The 22,456-nt window shown below is 66.1% G+C and carries 18 protein-coding genes and 1 tRNA gene; 17 read left to right on the top strand and 2 right to left on the bottom strand.

The genetic code is table 11. The annotated features are described in order from the left end of the window. The first annotated feature begins 2 nt into the window (after window positions 1-2). The 14 genes from GVN21_RS13045 to GVN21_RS12980 all read left to right on the top strand — a co-directional run bounded on the left by GVN21_RS13045 (window position 3) and on the right by GVN21_RS12980 (window position 16,512). Window positions 3-1,604: a class I SAM-dependent DNA methyltransferase gene (locus GVN21_RS13045; protein WP_166575189.1), complete on the top strand. Its 1,602-nt coding sequence runs from the start codon at window positions 3-5 to the stop codon at window positions 1,602-1,604. Continuing rightward, entirely contained in the window at window positions 1,601-2,920 is a 1,320-nt protein-coding gene (locus GVN21_RS13040) for a restriction endonuclease subunit S (RefSeq protein WP_205690079.1), read from the top strand. Before GVN21_RS13045 ends, GVN21_RS13040 begins: the two co-directional genes overlap by 4 nt. Next, on the top strand, window positions 2,917-3,342 hold the full coding sequence (locus GVN21_RS13035; RefSeq protein WP_166575188.1) for a hypothetical protein: 426 nt from the start codon (window positions 2,917-2,919) through the stop codon (window positions 3,340-3,342). The genes GVN21_RS13040 and GVN21_RS13035 overlap by 4 nt, the downstream gene beginning before the upstream one ends. Further along, window positions 3,339-5,552 (top strand): AAA family ATPase, encoded by a 2,214-nt coding sequence (locus tag GVN21_RS21385; RefSeq protein WP_205690078.1) that lies wholly within the window; start codon window positions 3,339-3,341, stop codon window positions 5,550-5,552. The genes GVN21_RS13035 and GVN21_RS21385 overlap by 4 nt, the downstream gene beginning before the upstream one ends. Next, window positions 5,549-6,676: a 5-methylcytosine-specific restriction endonuclease system specificity protein McrC gene (gene mcrC / locus GVN21_RS13025; RefSeq protein ID WP_166575187.1), complete on the top strand. Its 1,128-nt coding sequence runs from the start codon at window positions 5,549-5,551 to the stop codon at window positions 6,674-6,676. The genes GVN21_RS21385 and mcrC overlap by 4 nt, the downstream gene beginning before the upstream one ends. Continuing rightward, on the top strand, window positions 6,673-9,807 hold the full coding sequence (locus GVN21_RS13020; RefSeq protein ID WP_166575186.1) for a type I restriction endonuclease subunit R: 3,135 nt from the start codon (window positions 6,673-6,675) through the stop codon (window positions 9,805-9,807). Before mcrC ends, GVN21_RS13020 begins: the two co-directional genes overlap by 4 nt. A 102-nt stretch (window positions 9,808-9,909) precedes the next feature. After that, complete coding sequence (locus GVN21_RS13015; RefSeq protein WP_166575185.1) at window positions 9,910-10,755, top strand: hypothetical protein; 846 nt, start codon at window positions 9,910-9,912, stop codon at window positions 10,753-10,755. A gap of 58 nt (window positions 10,756-10,813) precedes the next feature. Continuing rightward, window positions 10,814-11,380 carry an HD domain-containing protein gene (locus GVN21_RS13010; RefSeq protein WP_166575184.1) on the top strand — a complete coding sequence of 189 codons (567 nt, stop codon included), beginning with the start codon at window positions 10,814-10,816 and terminating at the stop codon, window positions 11,378-11,380. Window positions 11,381-11,466: 86 nt separating this feature from the next. Beyond that, window positions 11,467-11,940 (top strand): SHOCT domain-containing protein, encoded by a 474-nt coding sequence (locus GVN21_RS20580; protein WP_205690077.1) that lies wholly within the window; start codon window positions 11,467-11,469, stop codon window positions 11,938-11,940. Window positions 11,941-11,994: 54 nt separating this feature from the next. Next, the gene (locus GVN21_RS13000; protein ID WP_166575183.1) at window positions 11,995-12,975 is read left to right on the top strand and encodes a WYL domain-containing protein; all 981 of its coding nucleotides are present in this window, start codon (window positions 11,995-11,997) and stop codon (window positions 12,973-12,975) included. A 183-nt stretch (window positions 12,976-13,158) separates the two neighbouring features. After that, window positions 13,159-13,243, top strand: a tRNA-Leu gene (locus GVN21_RS12995). A gap of 33 nt (window positions 13,244-13,276) precedes the next feature. Next, window positions 13,277-14,161 (top strand): hypothetical protein, encoded by an 885-nt coding sequence (locus GVN21_RS12990; protein WP_166575182.1) that lies wholly within the window; start codon window positions 13,277-13,279, stop codon window positions 14,159-14,161. A gap of 154 nt (window positions 14,162-14,315) precedes the next feature. Further along, window positions 14,316-15,680 (top strand): trigger factor, encoded by a 1,365-nt coding sequence (tig, locus tag GVN21_RS12985; RefSeq protein WP_166575181.1) that lies wholly within the window; start codon window positions 14,316-14,318, stop codon window positions 15,678-15,680. A gap of 190 nt (window positions 15,681-15,870) precedes the next feature. After that, window positions 15,871-16,512, top strand: coding sequence for an ATP-dependent Clp protease proteolytic subunit (locus GVN21_RS12980; RefSeq protein ID WP_166575180.1), 642 nt, complete (start codon window positions 15,871-15,873; stop codon window positions 16,510-16,512). Window positions 16,513-16,748: 236 nt separating this feature from the next. Here the strand turns inward: GVN21_RS12980 and GVN21_RS12975 are convergent, their stop codons facing one another. After that, on the bottom strand, window positions 16,749-17,417 hold the full coding sequence (locus tag GVN21_RS12975) for an HAD-IB family hydrolase (RefSeq protein WP_166575179.1): 669 nt from the start codon (window positions 17,415-17,417) through the stop codon (window positions 16,749-16,751). A gap of 336 nt (window positions 17,418-17,753) precedes the next feature. Here GVN21_RS12975 and clpX point away from each other — a divergent pair, with 336 nt between their 5' ends. Next, window positions 17,754-19,016: an ATP-dependent Clp protease ATP-binding subunit ClpX gene (clpX, locus tag GVN21_RS12970; protein ID WP_166575178.1), complete on the top strand. Its 1,263-nt coding sequence runs from the start codon at window positions 17,754-17,756 to the stop codon at window positions 19,014-19,016. Window positions 19,017-19,305: 289 nt separating this feature from the next. On the opposite strand, the gene GVN21_RS12965 is transcribed toward clpX, so the two are convergent. Next, window positions 19,306-20,148, bottom strand: a complete 843-nt coding sequence (locus GVN21_RS12965) for a TauD/TfdA family dioxygenase (RefSeq protein WP_166575177.1) — start codon at window positions 20,146-20,148, stop codon at window positions 19,306-19,308. Between the two features lie 73 nt (window positions 20,149-20,221). Between GVN21_RS12965 and GVN21_RS12960 the strand changes: the two genes are divergently transcribed. Then, a complete protein-coding gene (locus tag GVN21_RS12960) occupies window positions 20,222-20,899 on the top strand; it encodes a Crp/Fnr family transcriptional regulator (RefSeq protein ID WP_166575176.1) in 678 nt (225 codons plus the stop codon). 3 nt (window positions 20,900-20,902) lie between these two features. Then, the coding region (locus tag GVN21_RS12955; protein ID WP_276608517.1) for an NAD(P)/FAD-dependent oxidoreductase at window positions 20,903-22,456 on the top strand (1,554 nt) is incomplete at its 3' end.

Below are 22,456 nucleotides of genomic sequence, written 5' to 3'. Positions count from 1 at the left end.
TCATGGCTGGCAAAACGGCGGCGCCGAAAGGTGACCTCGGCTTCGAAGCGGAGCTGTTCAAAGCGGCCGACAAGCTGCGCGGCAACCTGGAGCCGTCGGAATACAAGCACGTCGCGCTTGGTCTGATCTTTCTGAAGTACATCTCGGAAGCCTTTGAGGCCCAGTACGAGCGGCTCAAGAGCGAGGCCGGCGCCGATCCGGAGGATCCTGACGAATACACCGCCGCGAACGTCTTCTGGGTGCCACCGGAGGCTCGTTGGGCGCATCTGCAGGCCAACGCCAAGCGGCCGGAGATCACCTACACCGACGTCGCTACCCGGCAGGAAAAGAAGGGCGACATCGGTGGGCTGATCGATAACGCGATGGAGGCGATCGAGCAGGCCAACATCACCGTCCTCAAGGACGTCCTGCCCAAGACCTACAGCCGGCCTCAGCTGGACAAGACCATGCTGGGCGAGCTGATCGATCTGTTCTCCAACGTCGACATGCGCGGCGACCACGGCGAGGCCCGCGACCGGCTGGGTCGCGCCTATGAGTACTTCATCTCGCAGTTCGCCGGCGCCGAAGGCCGGCGGGGAGGGGAATTCTACACCCCGCGCTCGGTGGTCCAGACCATCGTCGAGATGCTGGAGCCGGGCCAGGGCCGGGTCTACGACCCCTGCTGCGGCTCGGGCGGCATGTTCGTGCAGTCCGAGCGGTTCATCCAGGACCACCAGGGCCGCCGCTCCGACATCGCCATCTACGGCCAGGAGCGCAACCACACCACCTGGCGCCTGTGCCGGATGAACCTGGCGGTGCGCGGCATCGACGCCGACATCCGCTGGAACAACGAGGGCAGCTTCCTGCGCGACGAGTTCGCCACCCAGAAGTTCGACTTCGTGATGGCCAACCCGCCGTTCAACATCTCCGACTGGTGGCAGCCGCAGCTTGAGGGCGACGCCCGCTGGACCCACGGGACCCCGCCCCAGGGCAACGCCAACTTCGCCTGGCTGCAGCACATCCTGCACCACCTTTCGCCGCGCGGTACGGCCGGGGTGGTGCTGGCCAACGGCTCGATGTCGTCCCAGCAGTCGGGCGAGGGCGAGATCCGCAAGGCCCTGGTCGAGGCCGACCAGGTCGACTGCATGGTCGCCCTGCCGGGCCAGCTGTTCTACTCGACCCAGATCCCCGCCTGCCTGTGGTTCCTGGCGCGGGACAAGAGCGCTAACGGCCACCGCGACCGGCGAGGCGAGATCCTGTTCATCGACGCCCGGAAGCTGGGCCAGCTGGTCGACCGGACTCGGCGGGAGTTTTCGGACGCGGACGTAGCGCTGATCGCGGGTACCTATCACCGATGGCGGAGACGGCCGGAGACGGTCGTGGCGGCGGGGCTGGAACCCTATGCGGATGAGCCGGGGTTCTGCCGGTCGGCGACGCTAGACGAGGTGAGGGGGCATGGGCATGTGCTGACCCCGGGGCGCTATGTCGGGGCGGCAGAACTAGAAGACGATGGGGTCTCGTTCGAAGAGCGGTTTGGGGCGCTGCGGGCAAAGCTCGCGCAGCAGTTCGAGGAGGGGCAGAGTTTGGAAGGCCGCATCCAGCGGGCGTTGGGGACGTTGCGGTGACCGGTCGGACGGACACCTTGGAGGGCATGTGCGAGTTGGTTATCGATTGCCCACACTCGACACCGGAGTGGACGTCGTCGGGTTACTTGGTCATCAGGAACCAGAACATACGAGATGGAAGGCTCGACCTGAGCGAGCGCAGCTATACAAACGAAACAGACTATCTTCACCGTATTCGCCGCGCGAAGCCGAAGCCCGGCGACATCATCTTCACTCGAGAAGCGCCAATGGGCGAGGTGTGCGTGGTTCCAGAGGACCTGGAATGCTGCGTCGGCCAAAGGCAGGTGCTCCTGAGGCCCTCAGCCGACGTGAACCCCCGATATTTGTTCTACGCCCTGCGCTCACCGGCAGTACGGCACCAGATTTTTTGGAATGAGGGGACAGGGTCAACTGTAAGCAACGTCCGTATACCAGTCCTCAAAGCGCTCCAGATCCCTAGGCTTGGCGAAGCGGAGGAGCCTATTGCTGATATACTCGACGCCCTTGACAGCAAAATCGAACTGAACCGGCGGACGAACGAGACGCTGGAGGCGATGGCCCAGGCGATCTTCCGCGACTGGTTCGTCGATTTCGGACCGGTTCGGAGAAAACTGGCAGGAGCCACAGTCCCGGTCGAGATCATGGGCGGTGTCGTGGAGGAGACCGTCAAGGCTACTGAACTGGCAGCGCTGTTTCCCAGCAGTTTCGGCGTCGATGGGCTTCCTCCAGGGTTTGGCCGGAGCACCGTTGGTGAGGCCTTTGACGTTAAGATAGGTCGCACACCTCCTCGCAAAGAGTCCGCGCATTTCGTTCCGGGCGGCAGCGGTGAGCCTTGGATGTCTATTCGTGACATGGGCAACTGCGGCACCTTCATATTTGCGACGTCAGAAGACCTAACGGCGAGAGCAATACAGGCATTCCGCGTGCCACCGATCCCGGACCGGTCCGTTGTGGTCAGTTTCAAGCTCACCGTGGGACGGATCGCCCTTACTGTTGGCACCATGTACTCCAACGAGGCTATCGCCCAGCTTCAAGCCCGAGCAGACAGCCCATCAGCATGGTTTGCCTTCTGCTGGATGAAAGGATTCGACTTCTCGACCCTCGGGAGCACTTCGTCGATCGCAACGGCCGTCAATTCCAACTCGGTGAAGAGCATCCCTATACCGGTGGCGCCGGGACCCGTGCTGGCGGCATTCGACACCTTCGCCGAGCCAATCTTTGAGCGGATACGGGCGGGCGCTTTGGAGGCCCGTACCCTCGCCGAAACCCGCGACTACCTCCTCCCCCGCCTGATGTCAGGAGAGATTTCTGTTGCGCCAGCCGAGGCTGCAGGATGAGCCTGGAGCGCACGACGCTCAAGCGGGCGGCGGTGTCGATGCTCGATGCGGTGGCCCTGGAGCATCCTGCGGGGCATCAGCAGGGCAAGGCGGCTCGCTATATCCTCCAGGCCGCGAGCGGCCGCGAGATCGAAGTGATGCTCGAGAAGGACGATGCTTCCAGCGCCAATCTATGGATGACGATTGAAGCAGCGGGCGCGCTGGTCGGCGGCTCGATTGCTCAGGACCGATCACCGGCTTCGACGCTGTTTTCGGAAATCGGCAAGGACGGCATGCCATCCTATGGCAGGCATTCAGGCCTGAAGCGCATGCCTCAGCTCGCTCGGGCGGACCTTGTCCGATTTGTCCCCAGAAACCTGGAAGAACTCGGTCGGATCATCGATCAGGCCCTGGCCGCCTCAACGACTGCGAGTAGCTCGTGACCCAACACCTGGACACCGCCGCCCTTCGCCAACTCTATGCCGAGTTCAAGGTGGTCTACGGAGATGACTGGGCCAAGAAGTGGCGGGCGAACTACGCCGAGCAGGTCGCCTTCGTTCAACAGGCGAAGGAGCAAGACTGGTTTCCCGCCGACTTCCAGCGCCAGCTCTGGGAGTCCGGTGGGGTCAGCGGTATCGGCCCCGGCAGTTCGGTGTCGGTCGCCGGCGCCTATGAGGACGCCGAAGTCGCCGGCTATCTGCTGGAACTCCGTGACGCCGGCCTGCCGGACGAACCGCAATCGGCGGCCATGGCGCTGCAACGGGCTTACGACTCGATCCTCGAACGGGTGCGGCCCAGGTACACCGCCAAGCGCCCACGGGCGCGCATCGCCCGGCTTCTGGCGGCTCTGTTCCCGCACCACATGACCTGTCTGATGGACGACCGGCGCACCTATCAGGTCCAGGGCCTGGTCGGAGCCGGCAAGGCCCCGACCAACTGGATCGGCCAGAACCCGCTGATCCGGGAGCGGCTCCGGGAGGCGCTGCAAGGCCTGGACGGCGAGGACGTCGACCACGCGATGTTCAGCTGGTTCCTGTGGGAGAAGACCTTCGGGGCGCCCGATCCCGGCGCGGAGGAGACGGTCGGTGTCGGCCGCGAGCCCGTCGATCTGCCGGCGCTGTCGCTGCTGCCGGCGGTGGCCCAGCGGCGCAGCCTGACCTACGTCGGTTACAACGTGCCACTGCTGGTCGCCATGCTCCGCGAATGCGAGCAGGGGCTCAGCCGGGCTGATCTGATCGATGTGATCGGTCGGGAGGCGCCGAACCTCAAGTCCCAGAGCAGCGCGCCCAGCGTGATCTCGCAGGCCATGGGCGGCCTTGGCCTTATCCAGCTGTCGGACGGCGGCTATCGTCCCACCCCCAGGGGGACCGAGGTGCTGGCCTCCAGTCAACCGGCGCACCTGCTGCGCGCGCCCCTGATCGGTCGGGTCTTCGGCGTCGGTCATCTGCTCAAGCGCCTGGCGGCCCAGCCGAAGGGGATAGAGCAGCTGGTGCTGGCGGCCGAGCTGCGGGATCTGTTCAAGACCCGGAAGACGTCGCGCGCGGCCACCCAGCTGATCCTCTGGCTCGAGGCGACGGGCCTCGCCGAGGGTCGAACGGTCAATGGGCTCAAGCGGCTGTTCCTGACCGAGGACGGCGAGGACTACGCGGCCGCCCTGCCTGAGGACTTCGAGGCCCGCTGGACGCTGCCTATCGAGGATCAGGCGGCGGACGTGGGGTTCGAGGAGGACGAGCCGTTTCGCTTGGACCCTGAGGAGGTTACGCCCTACGGCGTGGCGGACATTATCGCCGACGGCTGTTTCCTGCCGGAGGCTGAGCTCCAGGCGATGCTGGCCCTGTTGCGGCACAAGAAAAACCTGGTGCTTCAGGGACCGCCCGGCACCGGCAAGACCTGGCTGGCCCGGCGGCTTGGCTACGCCCTCGCCGGCGCCAAGGACCCGGGCCGCGTTCTCGCCGTGCAGTTCCAGCCTTCCCTGTCCTACGAGGACTTCGTCAGGGGCTGGCGGCCCTACGCCGGCGAGGACGGGCAGGGCGGACTGAGGCTGGCGGATGGCGTCTTCCTCGAATGCGTCGCTGCCGCCCTCGCAAGGCCCGACGAGGATTTCGTTCTGGTCATTGAGGAGATCAATCGGGGCAACCCGGCGCAGATCCTTGGGGAGTTGCTGACCCTGCTGGAGGCCGACAAACGGGTACCGGGGGAGGCGCTGCGGCTTGCCTATCCGCGCACCTCCGACGAGCGGGTCCACATCCCGCCCAACCTGCACATCATCGGCACCATGAACCTGGCCGACCGATCGCTGGCCCTGGTCGATCTGGCCCTTCGCCGCCGGTTCGCCTTCCGCACCTTGGCGCCGGCCCTCAACGACGCCTGGAAGGGGTGGTGTCTCGCTTCGGGGGCGCCCGAGAGCCTGGTCGCCACCATTCAGTCGCGGCTGGATAGCCTCAACGGCGTCATCGCAGCTGATAACCGACTGCGGTCGCAGTTCTGTATCGGCCACAGCTTCGTCACCCCGCCCAAAGCCGGCGTCGAGGACTGGAGCGGCTGGTTCAAGGCCGTGGTCGAGACCGAGATCGCCCCGCTGCTCGACGAGTACTGGTATGATGACGAGAAGCTGGCCCGCGAGGAGAAGACCAAGCTTCGGGCGCCGGTGTGACCCCCTTGGGCGCCGCCGTCGCGGAGGCTGAGGCGCCCGTCTGGCGCAGTCATGTCGGCATCCCCGTCCGTAACCTCTGGCTGCTGCTGATGTACGCCGCCGACCTGGCCGCGTTCGGCGACCGTTTCGACGGGTTGGCCGACGAGGCCGCGGACCTGCCGGAGCTTCTGGCTCGGCTGCTGGCCTGGGTGGTGGAGCGGCGGCTGCGTAAGAACCTGTCCCGGGCCTATGAGCCGCGCGCCGCTGTGCTCAATCGGGTCCGTGGCCGCATCGACTGGCTGAGGACCGAGGCCGGCCAGCTGTTGAACCGGGGGGAGGTGGCCTGCCGCTTCGAAGACCTGACCTGCGACACGCCGCGAAACCGGCTGGTGCGGGTGGCCCTGGAGCGGATGGGGCCGCAGGTGCGCGACCGCGACTTGGCCCGCCGTTGCCGGAGCCTCGCCCGCCAGTTGGAGGAGCAGGGCGTGGGGCCGGCCCGGCCGTCCCGATCAGAGCTGGCCCGCGACCAGATCGCCCGGCACGACGCCGAGGATCGGCTGATGGTCAAGGTCGCCGAACTGGCGCTCGACCTGGTGCTGCCGAGCGAGACGGAAGGCGACGACCGGACCACCCGGCTGGAGCGGGACGAGAAGCTGCTTCGCCGCATCTTCGAGCGGGCGGTGGCCGGCTTCTATCGTTGCGAGCTGCAGGGGCGCGACGGCTGGACGGTGTCGCCGCAGAAAGCGCTCAGCTGGGCCGTCGCCGACCAGAGCGACGGAATGGCCTACTGGCTGCCGGGCATGAACGCCGACGTCGTGCTGCAGAAGGTGGGACCGCCGGGACGGCGGGTGGTGGTCGAGACCAAGTTCGCCGACGCCCTGTCCCGCAACGCCTTCGACAAGGAGGTCTTCAAAAGCGGCCACCTCTACCAGCTCTACGCCTATCTCCAGACGCAGGCGGGGCAGGGGCATGACCTGGCCGACGCGGCGGAGGGGGTGCTGCTCTATCCGGCCGTCAACTGCCGGATCGACGAGTGGGCGGTGATCCAGAAGCACCGCATCCGGATCGCCACCGTGGACTTGGCCGCCTCGTCGGCCGATATTCGCGGCCGCCTGTTGGGTTTGGCGCTGGGGGGCGCGGTATGAGCGGCTTCTCCGAAGACATCGTCGAACAGGCCGGCATCGAGATCCTGAAGGACCTCGGTTGGCTTTTCCTTCCCGGCTCGGCCATCGCCCCGGACGGCCCCGCGCCGCAGCGCGCCGCCTTTTCCGACGTGGTTCTTCTCAAGCGGCTGGAGAGGGCCGTCGCCGAGCTCAATCCGCTGATCCCGGAGGGCGCGCGGAGCGAGGCCATCCGCCAGGTCCTGACCAGCGAGACGGGGTCCCTGGTCGAGGAGAACCGCCGCCTGCACCGGCTGATCACCGACGGCGTGCCGGTGGAGTATCGGGCCGCCAACGGCGCCATTACCGGCGGCCGGGTTTGGCTGATCGATCTCGACAATGTGGCCGCGAACGACTGGCTGGTGGTCAACCAGTTCACCGTGGTCGAAGGCCACCACAACCGGCGCCCAGATCTGATCGCCTTCGTCAACGGCCTGCCGCTGGCGGTGCTGGAGTTGAAGAACGCGGCTGCCGAGAACGCGACAATCGACGACGCCTTCAGCCAGCTGCAGACCTACCGCCTGCAGATCCCGAAACTTTTCCGCAGCAATGCCGTGCTGGTGACCTCCGACGGTATCGAGGCGCGCATCGGCAGCCTGACCGCCGACAAGGAACGGTTCATGCCGTGGCGGACGGTGACCGGCGAGGACTTCGCCCACCGCGGCGAGCCCGAGCTGGAAACCCTGTTGCGCGGGGTGTTCGATCGGGAGCATTTTCTGGCGCTGATCCGCGATTTCATCGTCTTCGGCGACGCGGGCTCCGGGCCCTTCAAGATCATCGCCGGCTATCATCAGTTCCACGGCGCCCGAAAGGCCGTGCGCGAGGCTATTGCCGCCAGCCGCCCGGACGGCGACCGCAAGATCGGGGTGATCTGGCACACGCAAGGGTCTGGCAAGAGCTTCCTGATGGCCTTCTTTGCGGGCCTGGTGGTCAAGACGCCCGAGCTCGAGAACCCCACCATAGTCGTGCTAACCGACCGCAACGACCTGGACGACCAGCTGGCCGCGACCTTCAGCCTTTGCAGGGACCTGCTGCGCCAGAACCCCGAGCAGGCGGACGGTCGCGAGGACCTGCGGCGCCTGCTGGCGCGCAATGCCGGCGGGGTGATCTTCACCACCGTGCAGAAGTTCTCGCCCGAGCGCGGGGAGGAGAGTTTCCCGGAGCTGACCGACCGCCGCAACGTGATTGTCATGGCCGACGAGGCCCACCGCAGCCAATACGGTTTCGACGCCCGGCTCGATGCGAAGACCGGTGTGCGCCGCTACGGCTATGCCCACTACATTCGCCAGGCGATGCCGAACGCCTCCTTCATCGGCTTTACCGGCACGCCGATCGAGGCGGTAGACGTCAACACCCCGGCGATCTTCGGCCAATACATCGACGTCTACGACATCAGCCGCGCCGTCGAGGACGGCGCGACGGTGCCGATCTACTATGAGAGCCGGCTGGCCCGCATCGAGCTGAACGAGGACGAGAAGCCGAAGATCGACGCGGAGGTCGAGGCGCTCATTGAGGACGAGACCCAGACCGAGGCCGAGAAGGCGAAGGCCAAGTGGTCCACGGTCGAGGCGCTGGTGGGGTCCGAGAAACGGCTGACCCAGATCGCCGCCGACCTCGTGCAGCACCTTGAGGCGCGGCTGGACGCTATGGACGGCAAGGCCATGGCCGTGTGCATGAGCCGGCGCATCTGCGTGGCGCTCTACAACGAGATCGTCGCGCTGCGGCCTGACTGGCATTCGGAAGACGACGCGGCCGGCGCCATCAAGGTGGTGATGACCGGGGCTGCTTCTGACCCGCCCGAATGGCAGCAGCACATCGGCAACAAGCGCCGCCGCGACGGCTTGGCCAAGCGGGCTCGGGACCCGAACGACCCGCTGAAGCTGGTTCTGGTGCGGGACATGTGGCTGACCGGCTTCGACGCCCCCTGCATGAACACCATGTACGTCGACAAGCCCATGCGCGGGCATGGCCTGATGCAGGCGATCGCCCGGGTGAACCGGGTGTTCCGCGACAAGCCCGGCGGGCTGGTGGTTGACTACATCGGCATCGCAACCAACCTGAAAAAGGCGCTCGGCGATTACACGGAGTCCGATCAGGAGAAGACCGGCATCGACGAGGAGGCCGCGGTGGCGGCGATGCTGGAGCGGTACGAGATCGTCTGCGGCATCTTCCACGGCTTCGACTACTCGGCCGGCATCCATGGCCAGCCGATGGAGCGGCTGAAGTGCCTGGCCGGCGCCATCGACTGGGTGCTCAAGTGGGCGGAGACCGAGGCCGCCAGGGCCCAGTCCCCCGAGGACAAGAAGAAGGCGCACCGGCGCTATCTCGACCTGGTGCTGGAGCTCACCCGCGCCTACGCGCTCGCGTCGGCGAGCGACGACGCCCGCGAGGTGCGCGACGAGATCGGCTTCTTCCAGGCGGTGCGGGCGGCCATCGCCAAGAGCACCGCCACCGGCAAGCTGAGCATGGCCGACAAGACCCTGGCGGTGCAGCAACTGATCGACAGGGCCGTCGCCTCGGCGGAGATCATCGACGTCCTGAAGGTGGCCGGGATCACCACACCGGACATCTCCATCCTGTCCGAGGAGTTCCTCCTCGAGATCCAGGGGATGGAGAAGAAGAACCTGGCTCTCGAGGCGCTGAAGAAACTGCTGGCCGGCGAGATCAGCAGCCGGATGCGGACCAACGTCGTCGAAAGCCGGTCCTTCTCAAAGCGCCTGGAAGACGCCGTGAAGCGGTATCACGCCGGCGCCCTGTCAGCCGTCGAGATGATCAACGAGCTGATCGAACTGGCCAAGGACCTGAAGGCCGCCCGGGCTCGCGGGGAGGAACAGGGACTGTCACCCGAAGAGGTGGCCTTCTACGACGCCCTCGCTGAGAACGAGAGCGCCGTCGAGGCCATGGGCAGCGAGACCCTGCGGCTGATCGCGCACGAACTGCTGGAACAGCTTCGCAACAATGCAACGGTTGATTGGCACCAGCGAGAGGGCGCGCGGGCCAGGATGCGTGTCCTGGTGAAGAGGACCCTCAAGAAGTACGGCTACCCGCCGGATTTGTCGGACGCGGCGGTGCAGACGGTGCTGGCGCAGGCTGAGGTGCTTCTGCGCGAGCTGTAAGACTGGGGGAGGGGGCGCTGATCGATGGCAGCTCTGAACCGCAATGGTCACCCGACCGACTTTGTCGTTTCGAGTTGATAGCTCTTTGTCTCGAAAGTGGGGTTGGCGGTGTTCACATTAGAAATCCGCCGGTGGTTTGGCCTAACAGCAACACCGGCGCGGCCTGATCGCTGGGCAGCCAGCCCTGCGTTCGTTCTAGATTTCGAGCCTCTGCAGGCAGGGAAAGGCACAGTCAAACTGTCCCTGGTGGCGCCCTTGCAGCCGTCTGGACCCGCCTTGATTGAGGGGCTCTTTCGGGTGATTTCGCGATCTGGCTCACGCCTCGAGCTCAAGGTCGTGGAAGGCGCTGCTGGTGGGCAGATCGGAGAAAGCCTGGTCCTTGAGCCGCTGACACGGGCCTGGGTCGGGCTGCACTGGCCGGACCTGCTCGAGCGCTCCTTTCCGCCATCGAGTTACAAAAGGCAAATGACGATGGAGGACGTCGTCAGCCAGATCTTTCGCGATAAGGACGAAGCGATCTTCACCGGCGCCACTGAAGCGAGTTTCGGCAGCAAGAACGGCCCAATGCCAGACGAGCGGATCACGGTTCCTTTCGAGCGGACCTTCCAGGGGCTGGACGCTTGCCTGATCCGTAACGGCTACATTCCCGAGGAGATGGAAGACAAATGGTTCATCCATCGAAAAGGGGCCCAGCTGTTGTTTCGTCGAAGCTGGACTGGCGCGTTGATCTACGCCGCGGACATCCGGGAGGAACCGGGAAGAGTCACCTTCGAGCGAGTGACGATCAACCGCGATCCAAAGCAGTATTCTGAGACGGACACCCAGCGGGACCTCGCAACGCTGGCGTGGCTGATTGACCGCCTGCTCCTGGGGCGCGCCGGCAAGTTTCCCTTTGGGGATCGCGGCATTCTCGAGGCCTGGAGTACGGTCGGGAAGGCGATCCTCTAGTTTTCGTCCACAAGACATCGCCGCCACTTCGAGTGGGCGGTCAAATCGAAAGAAACTGATGCACAGATTTCCCCGCCTCCACGAGGCGCTCGACTACGCGGCCGAAGCCCACAACGGCCAGGTCCGGAAGCAGACCACCATACCCTACCTGTCTCACCTCTTGGGGGTGTGCTCCCTGGTGCTGGAATATGGCGGGGACGAGGATCAGGCGATCGCCGGGCTTCTGCATGACGTCAACGAGGACTGCGGCGAGGTTCATCGGCACGCGGTCGGAGAGCGCTTCGGCCCGCGGGTGGGCATGATCGTTGAGGGGTGCACTGATGGCGTACCCGACGACGCGGGCGTCAAGGCGCCCTGGAGGGACCGCAAGAAAGCTTACCTCGCCCACTTAAGGGAGGCGCCAGCCGACGTCCTCCTCGTCTCGGCCTGCGACAAACTCCACAACGCCCGTGCGATCGTTGCTGATCGCAGGGTGGTTGGGGACGTCGTCTTCCAGCGCTTCAAGGCCGGTCGCGATGGGACCGTCTGGTACTATCGAGAGTTGGTCGGAGTGTTTTCTGAGAGGCTGTCGCCAGAACACCCGCTCTCGATTGAGCTCTCCACCACGGTCGCCCAGCTGGCCTGAGTTCTAGGCCTCGTCTGCCGCGCTACCCGTAATGGTCAAGCCGCAAGAAATCGGCATATAGTTCTGAAAGTTGGGGGGGAATACGCATGTTCAAGAAGATTGGTGAAGGCTTGGGCCAAGCGGCTCAAGCGGCGGGCTCCGCCGCCTCAAAGGCCGCGACCTTGGTCGGTGACCTGAACGGCGACGGAAAGGTGGACGGGGAAGATGCCCGGATCGCCATGGACTGGACCAAGCAGGTCGCGACCGACGCGAGCGCCGAGGCGGGGAAGCTGGCGAAGTCCGCTATTCGATCCGACATGGCGAAAGATGTCGCGATCGGCGCCGGGATCGGCGCGGCGGTAGCCGTACCTGTGCCGCTGATAGGGCCCGTCGTGGGCGCGACGATCGGTGCGGGTTTGGGCGTCTACAAGAACCTTAAGCGAGGCCCGTCGCGGGAGCCCGCGGCCCAGCCGGCCGCCGATCTGCACAACTCGCTCCTGCAGTTGGCGGATCTCAGGGACAAGGGGATCCTGACCGAGGAGGAGTTTGCCGTGAGGAAGCGCAGACTTCTGGCGGAATAGGATGCATCCGCTCCTCTGGCCGCTCGGTCCTGTCGTAGTTGCTGGAGACGACCGGTGAGGCTGGAAAAAGCTGTCCTGATCATTCAGCTGGCGCGCCGGATGGCGTCCTCCGCCGATGGGGTCTCGCTTGAGGAGATTGCCCAGGAGTTCTCCGTTGACCGGCGGACCGCCGAAAGAATGCGTGACGCAGTGCGGGAGCTCTTTCCGCAAGTCGAGGAAGTTCGTGAGGGCCGAGGGAAGCGGTTCGTGCTGAGAGGCGGGCTGGACGCCTTCATGGACGTCCCGACAGCCGAGGAACTGGCCGATCTGACGCTCAGCGCCCAAACGGCGGAACAGGACGGCCAAGCCTCCCGCGCGAAGAACCTCACGACCCTGGCCGGTCGTATCCAAGGCCGACTCAAGTCTGACCTTCGCCGCCGGCTGGCGCCTGACGTCGAGGCGCTAGCGATGGCGGAGCGGATCGCGCTCCGGCCCGGGCCGCGTCCAGGGGAGTGCGAGCAAACGCTTCGGACCCTGCGGCAGGGGTTGCTGGCCCTCCAGAAAGTGAGCTTCCTGTACGCCTCCACAGAAGGCGAACCGGCCACGCGTCGATTGGTTGATCCCTGCGGCCTGCTCTTTGGTTCAGTCTACTATCTGGTCGGCCGGCAGGCGGAGCGACCAGAGGTTGTCCTTTGGCGCCTGGATCGTATTTCGGCGGCGCGCGTCGAGGCTGCCAAGGCGGAAGCGCCGGCGGACTTCGACCTGGCGGCCTACTCGGAACGGTCGTTCGGTGTCTTCCAGGAGGAGCCGGAGGACATCGTTCTGAGGGTCGAGCCTGATGCGGCCGACCGGGCCCGGTCCTTCCGCTTCCATCCGAGCCAACGTCTGGAGCCTCAGGCGGACGGCAGCGTCCTCATTCACCTGCGAGTCGGTGGTCAGCTGGAGCTGTGCTGGCACCTATTCACCTGGCGCGGCGCGATCACCATCGAGGCTCCGGAGAGTCTAAAGGCGCTCTACCGGGATGAGATCGACCGGCTTGCAAGGTCCGCCGGATAGCTCGCGAGCCAACCCGCGGGCTGCGAACAAACCGGCACAAATTGTGCCGTAGGTGTGACGCAGCAGCTTCCCAAGCCCCAATTTCGTTGGCTTTGCGTTCCCTTTTGCTCCCGTCGTGCTGCGACACATTTTCTTTGCGCTGGCGCGATTTCGCCCCGTCCCGTAAGGGGTTTCGCGAACCTTGCGGATGTGGCGGAACTGGTAGACGCACTGGATTTAGGTTCCAGCGCCGTGAGGCGTGGAGGTTCGAGTCCTCTCATCCGCACCAAGTATCAATGGCCCAGGGCCGGGGACCGTTTCCATGTCGATCATCGCTCTGGCGGCGGCCGCCGCGCTCGCGTTCCAGCCGGGCGAGGAGCCTAAGGACGAGTCCACCGTCTCCGGCGTGGTCATCTCCGCCCCCGCCAAGCTCGACGAGAAGGAAGCCATCAAGGCCTTCGTCGACAACGTGGCCGCCGACAGCGGCAATGGCCGTATCGCCCGCTGGGACCGCAAGGTCTGCGCCGGGGTGGCGGGGGTGAAGCCGGAGTACGCGCAGTTCATCGCTGACCGCATCGCCGCCACAGCGCTGAAGGTCGGGCTGGAGGTCGGGGAGCCCGGGTGCAAGGTCAACGTCCTGGTGGTGTTCACCCCCGATGGCGATGGCTTCGTGCAGCGCGCCCTGAAGAACCATCCCCAGGCCTTCTCTCGGTACGACCTGGAGATGACCGCGGGCCGCACGGCCCTGCGGCGGTTCACCAAGTCCGACGCCCCGGTCCGGTGGTGGCACGTCACCCACCGGGTCACCGAGGACGGCACCCGCTATAACTCCGGCGACCAGGTCCAGGTCTATTCCACCGGCCGGATCAGCAGTCGCACCCGCGACGACTTCGACCGCGCCATCGTGGTGGTGGACGCCAAGCGGGTGGGGCAGGTGCGGTTCGCCGCCCTGGCCGACTACATCGCCTTCGTCTCCCTGGCCCAGATCGATCCGGAAGCCGCCCCGACCAGCGCCAATTCCATCCTCAGCCTGTTCGCCGACAAGGCCGCAGGGGTCGAGCCCCAGCAGGCGCTGACCGATTGGGACACCGCCTATCTGACCGGCGTCTATGAAGCCCGCCGCGACGCCCGCAATTCCGACAGCCAGAAGCGGGATATCGAGGGAACCATGGCCAAGACCCTGAAAGAGGGCGAAGGCGACAAATAGGGTTTGGGGTTGGCCCTGAGGGGCGCCCGTGACATAAGGCCCGCTTCGCGTTGCTTCGGCCTCCTTGGGGGGTCTTTTCGGCGCGCCCGATCCACCCCCCACGCGGATGCGCCCGGCCCAACGGGCAGGCGGGTCCGACAGATGAAGACAGACCATGCAGATTGTTGAAAAGTCCGGTGAAGGCCTGAGCAAGGTCTATGGCGTGACCGTCCCGGCCGGCGAACTGGCCGAGCGCCTGGAGAAGCGGATCGAGGAGATCCGGCCCCAGATGAACATCAAGGGCTTCCGCCCCGGCAAGGTGCCGGCCGCCCACGTCAAGAAGATCTACGGCAAGGGCCTGATGGGCGAGGTGATCGACGCCGCCCTGAACGAGACCACCCAGAAGATCCTGGACGACAACAAGCTGCGCCCCGCCGCGCAGCCGGACCTGAAGCCCACCGTCGACATGAACGACGTGGTCGATGGCAAGGCCGACCTGGCCTACGACCTGTCGGTCGAGCTGATGCCGGAGTTCGAGCCGCTGGACGTCTCCAAGCTGAAGCTGACCAAGCCGGTCTATGAGCCGACCGACAAGGAAGTCGACGAGGCCCTGAACGACCTGGCCAAGCAGGCCCGCAGCTACGAGCCGCGCACCGGCAAGGCCGTCAAGGCCAAGGCCGACGACCAGGTCCTGATCGATTTCGTCGGCAGCGTCGACGGTGTCGAGTTCCAGGGCGGCAAGGCCGAGGGCCACGAGCTGGTCCTGGGTTCGGGCCAATTCATCCCCGGCTTCGAAGACCAGTTGATCGGCGCCAAGCCGGGCGACGATGTGACGGTGAAGGTGACCTTCCCCGAGGGCTACCAGTCGGCCGAACTGGCCGGCAAGGATGCCGAGTTCGCCGTGAAGGTGCATGAAGTCCGCGCCCCTAAGGATAGCGAAGTCAACGACGAGCTGGCCACCCGCCTGGGCCTGTCGGACCTGGCCGCCCTGCGCGACATCCTCAGCAAGAACCTGGCCGACCAGTACGGCCGCGCCAGCCGCTTCAAGCTGAAGCGCGCCCTGCTCGACGAACTGGACAAGGGCCACGACTTCCCGCTGCCCCCCGGCATGGTCGAAGCCGAGTTCGCCGGCATCTGGCAACAGGTCGAGCAGGACAAGAGCAGCGACAACCTGGCCGAGGACGACGCCGGCAAGTCCGACGACGAGCTGAAGGCCGAGTACCGCAAGATCGCCGAGCGCCGCGTGCGCCTTGGCCTGGTGCTGGCCGAGATCGGGCGCATCAACAATGTCACCGTTTCGGACCAGGAGCTGAGCCAGGCCCTGCAACGCGAAGCCATGGCCATGGCCCAGCAGTACGGCCTGCAACCGCAACAGGCCTTCGACCTGCTCCGCCAGAACCCCCAGGCCCAGGCCCAGCTGCGCGCGCCCCTCTATGAGGACAAGGTCGTCGAGCTGATCTTCGGCAAGGCCGAAGTGACCGACAAGAAGGTCTCCAAGGAAGAGTTGGAAGCCGAAGACGATATGCCGGAAGGCTACTGATCCTTCGCGATCGGAACGAATTGAAAGGGCGCGGCGTCCAACGCCGCGCCCTTTTTCGTTCTGAGGGCAGCGGGAAGGGACTCTGCGTCTCGCCCTTGCATCCTGTTAACCGCCGCCCGATATCGGTGGCCTGACGTCGGCGCGGTTCGATTCGCGACACGCCATGCGAAATCCAAGGAGCTCTTCGCGCATGTACGACTACGAACACCACCAGCGCACGGCCATGAACCTCGTCCCGATGGTGGTCGAGCAGACCAGCCGTGGCGAGCGGGCCTTCGACATCTTCTCCCGCCTGCTCAAGGAGCGGATCATCTTCCTGACCGGGCCGGTCGAGGACGGGATGAGCTCGCTGATCTGCAGCCAGCTGCTCTTCCTGGAGTCGGAGAACCCCAAGAAAGAGATCTCGATGTACATCAACTCGCCGGGCGGGGTGGTGACCAGCGGTCTCGCGATCTACGACACCATGCAGTACATCAAGAGCCCGGTTTCGACCGTCTGCATGGGCATGGCCGCCTCGATGGGCTCGCTCCTGCTCTGCGCCGGCGCCGCCGGCCAGCGGATCGCCCTGCCCAACGCCCGCATCATGGTCCACCAGCCCAGCGGCGGCTTCCGCGGCCAGGCCTCGGATATCATGCGCCACGCCGAGGACATCCTGAAGACCAAGCAGCGGCTGAACGAGATCTACGTTAAGCACTGCGGCCGCACCTACGAGGAGGTCGAAACCACCCTCGACCGCGACCACTTCATGAGCTCGGAAGAGGCCAAGGCCTGGGGCATCGTCGACCACGTCTACGAGAGCCGCGAGTCGGCCGAGGCCGGCGTGGAAGCGTAAGGCTTTCCGCCAACCTGATACGGAACGGCCCGCAGCGATGCGGGCCGTTTTCGTTTCTGCCCCCCAATACCGTCATCCTCGGGCTTGTCCCGAGGACCCATTTGTCCGGCCGCGCGAAATCCAGGGTAAAGCCGCGACAGCGCCCCCAGGACAGGCGCTCGCGGCAGCTTTCCAATGGGTCCTCGGGACAAGCCCGAGGATGACGGCGTGGGGGTGCGGCGAGCGAGTGGTCGCCCTTACGGCTTCCCGCGAAACACCCGGTACCCAGGCTCATCGGCGATCGCGAGCATCTCCTTGTCGCCGGAGGTGTCGCCATAGGCGGCGGTGAGGCGCAGATCTTCGCCGTAGGTTTCTTTGAGCCGGCGCACCTTCTCCGGTCCCCGGCAGTTCTGGCCCGCCAAAACGCCGATGCAGCGCCCGTCCGCGTCGAAGGCCAGTTCGGTGCCGATCAGCCCGTCGGCCCCCAGGCCCCGCGCGAAGGGTGCGACCACGAAGTCCGGCGAGGCCGTGACGATCACCGTCTTCGCCCCCTTGGTGCGCCAGCGGCGCCAGGTGTCGACCGCGTCGGGCCGGAGCAGCCGGCCGGAGTTCTTCTCGGCGAAGACCCGGGCCTGCTGTTCCAGCTGGCTCTGGGTGGCGCCTTTCAGGAACTCACGAACCGCGGCGGCCTTCAGCTTCCCGCGGTTGCGGTCGAACAGATAGGCGATGATCTTCGGCGTCAGTTTCACACAGCCGACGGCATAGCGAACCCCGCCCGCCCGCCAGGCCAGGAAGGCGGTGAAGCTGTCCTTCACCGTCATGGTGCCGTCGAAGTCGAAGGCGACCAAGCCGATCTCATGCAGGGGATCGGTCATGATCCCTCCGCCCACGTTGAGTCGGCCCAACATCGTCGCTCTGCGCGCCATCAATCCCCATACGGCCCAAATGCGTGGGCCCTTCCCCAATCTCGCGTCGCTTGCATCACGATTCGTCACATTAAGGCGATGCGACGCCAATATGCCCATTGTACCGCTACAAACGGCGCACCATTTCAAGCTTAACGACGCAGAGACGGTCCATCCGTGACCGGAATCCCGATCCCTGTGGCATCGCGGCGCTTGCCGCGACGCAGCAGATCGGGGAATGTCAAGGTTTAGACAACCCGCCCAGTGTAACCTGCGATTTCTGCTCGCAGGATCGTTCCGCGGGGAGGGGGCGTTGAAGCGATAAGGCCGACGCGCCACCGGAGTGTGAGAAGCGATATGACCAAGGCCGCCAGCGGCGACTCGAAAAGCACCCTGTACTGCTCCTTCTGCGGAAAGAGCCAGCATGAGGTGCGCAAGCTGATCGCCGGCCCGACCGTGTTCATCTGTGATGAATGCGTCGAGCTGTGCATGGATATCATCCGCGAGGAGCACAAGATTGCCTTCGTGAAGTCGAAGGACGGTGTCCCGACTCCGAAGGAGATCCGCGAAGTCCTCGACGACTATGTGATCGGCCAGGAGCACGCCAAGAAGGTGCTCTCGGTGGCGGTCCACAACCACTACAAGCGCCTCAACCACGCGACCAAGAACTCGGACATCGAGCTCTCGAAGTCGAACATCCTGCTCGTCGGCCCGACGGGCACCGGTAAGACCCTGCTGGCCCAGACCCTGGCCCGGATCATCGACGTGCCGTTCACCATGGCCGACGCGACGACTCTGACCGAGGCCGGCTATGTCGGTGAGGATGTCGAGAACATCATCCTGAAGCTGCTCCAGGCCGCCGATTACAACGTCGAGCGGGCCCAGCGCGGCATCGTCTACATCGATGAAATCGACAAGATCAGCCGCAAGTCGGACAACCCCTCCATCACCCGCGACGTGTCGGGCGAGGGGGTCCAGCAGGCGCTGCTGAAGATCATGGAAGGCACCGTGGCTTCCGTGCCCCCGCAAGGCGGCCGCAAGCATCCCCAGCAGGAGTTCCTGCAGGTGGACACGGCCAACATCCTGTTCATCTGCGGCGGCGCCTTCGCCGGCCTCGAGAAGATCATCGCCAACCGCGGCGCGGGCACCTCGATCGGCTTCGGCGCCAAGGTGGCCGATCCGGACGAGCGGCGCACCGGCGCGATCCTGCGCGGCGTCGAGCCGGACGACCTGCAGCGCTTCGGCCTGATCCCCGAATTCATCGGACGCCTGCCGGTCATCGCCACGCTTGAGGACCTCGACGAGGCGGCGCTGATGACCATCCTGACCGAGCCGAAGAACGCACTGATCAAGCAGTACGGCCGCCTGTTCGAGATGGAGAACGTCGGCCTGAAGTTCACCGACGACGCCCTCTCGGCCGTGGCCCGCAAGGCCATCGCCCGCCGCACCGGCGCCCGCGGCCTGCGCTCGATCATGGAAGGCATCCTGCTCGACACCATGTTCGACCTGCCCAGCTATGAGGGCGTGGAAGAAGTGGTGGTTAACGCCGAGGTGGTGGAAGGCCGCGCCCAGCCGCTGGTCATCTACGCCGAGAAGAAGGGCGGGGCGGGGGCGGCCTAAGCCGCCGCTGTCTCTGAGAATGCGAAGGCCCGCCGGCAACGGCGGGCCTTTTGCTTTGGGACGGCGGCAATATGAAATTCGGGCCCCTTTCGGGGCGGGGAACCGCGCGCGTAGCGCGTGGTGGTGGAGGCGGGCCGGCGTTTCGGATTGACCATGAACTCAGCTGTCAAAGCAGCGCCAGAACGCGCCTTGTCCTGAAGGTCCGGCGCTGCCCCCTCAGCCCGTCGCGTATTCGCGCCGGACAGCTCCCCCAGAGGGGGAGCGACTGACGAACATCGTGGTCGGTCGGCTAGAACGCCGCTTCCAGCGGGACCCCGGCCATCGTCACCCGGTGCATCAGTCGGTAATGGCCGTGGTAGTCGTTCTTGGCGAAGTGCCAGGTGGCGCGATTGTCCCAGATGGCGACCGAGCCCGGTTCCCACTGGAAGGCATAGGTGCGCTTCTTGGCGATGGCGTTGGGCAGCAGCTGGTAGAGCAGCTCCTGGCCTTCCTCCTTCGACAGGCCGACGAAGCCGGTGGTGAAGGCGGGGTTCACGTAGAGGACGGGCTTGCCGCTGCCCGGATGTTTGATGACCACCGGATGCACCGTCTCGGGCAGGTCGCGGCTGCCGGACAGGGCGTCCTGGTCGGAGTTGGCATAGGCGCCGCCCTCGCCGAAGACATGGGCGGTGGAATGGATCGCCTTCATGTGGCGCACCCGGTCCTGCAGCTCGGGCGACAGGCTTTCCCAGGCCGCATACATGTCGGCGAACAGGGTGTCCCCGCCGCTGGGGGGCAGGTCGCGGGCGACCAGGATGGAGCCGAGGGCCGGTTCGGCGTCGTAGCTGTGGTCGGTGTGCCAGCCGCCACCGATGTTGCTGGTCTGGTCCTTGGTCTTCTCGACCTTGGCGATCTCCGGCCACTCCGGATCGGCCGGGAAGAAGCGGTTGACGTCGATCGGGGCGAAGGCGCGGGCCAGGTCCAGGTGCTGCTGGCGGCTCAGCGTCTGGCCGCGAAAGAACAGCACACCGTGCTCGAACAGCGCCTCGCGCAGGACATCGGCCATCTTGGCGTCGACCCGCGACAGGTCGACGTCATGGACCATGGCGCCGCAGCCGGGCAGCTTCTCGATGGTCAGGGCTTCCTGGATCATGGCGTCCTCCTTCGCTGCCGGCATCAGGCCACGACCAGAGACAAGAGATTGTCACCAGGGTAACAGTTGGGCCATGGACCCGCTCCTCGCCCCTTACCGTGACCAGATCGAGCGCATGGGCTGGCTGGCCGACCATCCGGCGGGCCTGCGCCAGGCGCTGCTGGCCGCCGCCCGCCTGCGCTGGCTGGCGCCGGGGGAGTGGGCGCATGGCGAGGGCGACGAGGCGGCGGGGATCCTGATGGTGCTGGAAGGGCGGCTTAGGCTGTTCGCCCAGGCCCCGGGGGACCGCGAGGCGCTCATCGGCGTGCTGGGGCCGGGCGCCGCCATTGGGCAGAGTCCGGTGTTCGGCGGTGGGCCAAGGCTCGTCACGGCGGTGGCGGGCGCGCGCAGCCTGGTGCTGGTCCTGTCGGACGCCGCCTTGCGCCAGGTGGCGGTAAGCTGGCCGGGGGTGTGGCAGGTGGTGGCCCAGCTGATCTATCGCCAGCTGCAGTTCAACGTTCAGGTGGCGGCCGAGCGGGTGGCGCTGCCGCCAAGGGCCCAGCTGGCTTCGCGGCTGATGATGCTGGCCCTGGCCTCCGACACGGTGGCGGCCAACCAGACCGACATCGCCGAGATGCTGGGGTTCAGCCGTAAGGCGGTGAACGGCTGGTTGGGCGAGCTGGAAGCGGTCGGGGCGATCCGCCTGGGCTATGGCCGGATCGATATCGTCAACCGGCGGGCGCTGGAGCGGGCGGCGGCGCAGGATGGCTGACGGTTGCGGAGCGGCCGCCGCGCGCTCTACACCAGCGTCATGAGCGACATCATTGTTATCGGTGGCGGCCACAACGGCCTGACCTGCGCCTTCTACCTGGCCCGGGCGGGGCTGAAGGTCACAGTGCTGGAAAAGCGCGGCGTGGTCGGCGGGGCGGCGGTGACCGAGGAATTCCACCCTGGCTTCCGCAACAGCGTGGCCGCCTACACGGTCAGCCTGCTCAATCCCAAGGTCATCGCCGACCTGGATCTGCCCCGGCATGGCCTGAAGGTCGTCGAGCGGCGGGCGGCCAACTTCCTGCCGGTCAGCGACAGCGACAGCCTGGTCACCGGCGAGGGGCGGACCCATGCGGAGGTGGCGAGGTTCTCGCAGAAGGATGCCGACCGGCTCGACGCCTACAACGACCGGCTGGACGCGATCGCCGACGTCCTGCGCGACGTGGTGCTGCAGACGCCGCCTGACATGGTCGAGGGCGGCTGGCTGCAGGCGCTGCCCGAACTGCTCAAGAGCGCCACCCTGGGCAAGCGGGTGGTGAGCCTCGACACCACGGCCCGGCGCGACCTGCTGGCGCTGTTCTCGCAGTCGGCGGGGGACTGGCTGGATGGATGGTTCGAGCGCGATCCGATCAAGGCGGTGCTGGGTTTCGACGGGGTGGTGGGCAACTACGCCAGCCCCTACGCGGCGGGCTCGGCCTATGTGCTGCTGCACCATGTGTTCGGCGAGGTGAACGGCAAGAAGGGCGCCTGGGGCCATGCCATCGGCGGCATGGGCGCCATCAGCCAGGCCATCGCTTCGGCGGCGCGCGAGAAGGGCGTCGAGATTCGCACCGGGGTCGGGGTAGCAGAGGTGCTGGTCGAGAACGGCAAGGCGGTGGGGGTGGTCACCGACTCGGGCGAGACCCTGCGGGCGCGGGCGGTGGTGTCCAACATCCACCCCAAGCTGCTGTTCGAGAAGCTGGTCGATCCGACCCTGTTGCCGGGGGACTTCAACGAGCGGATCGCGCGGTACCGGTCGGGGTCGGGCACCTTCCGGATGAACGTGGCGCTGAGCGAGCTGCCGAAGTTCACCTGCCGGCCGGACAACGGTGACCACATGACCGCCGGCATCATCATGGCGCCGACGCTGGCTTACATGGAGCGGGCCTGGATCGACGCGCGGACCCACGGCTGGTCCAAGGAGCCGATCGTCGAGATGCTGATCCCATCGACGTTGGACGACAGCCTCAGTCCCGCGGGCCAGCATGTGGCCAGCCTGTTCTGTCAGCATGTGGCGCCGGAACTCAGCGACGGCCGGTCATGGGACGACCACCGCGAGGAGGTCGCCGACCTGATGATCGCCACGGTCGACAAGTGGGCGCCGGGCTTCAAGGCCTCGGTGCTGGGCCGGCAGATCAAGAGCCCCCTCGACCTGGAGCGCGACTTCGGCCTGGTCGGCGGGGACATCTTCCACGGGGTGCTGAGCCTGGACCAGCTGTTCTCCGCCCGGCCGGTGCTGGGGCACGGGGCCCACCGGGCGCCGGTGAAGGGCCTCTACATGTGCGGCGCGGGCACACATCCG

The sequence above is a fragment of the Caulobacter sp. SLTY genome (assembly GCF_009905535.1).
Taxonomy (GTDB): Bacteria; Pseudomonadota; Alphaproteobacteria; order Caulobacterales; family Caulobacteraceae; genus Caulobacter.
Note: the sequence above shows the minus strand (reverse complement) of the source record. Positions and strands in the feature narration are given on the sequence as shown.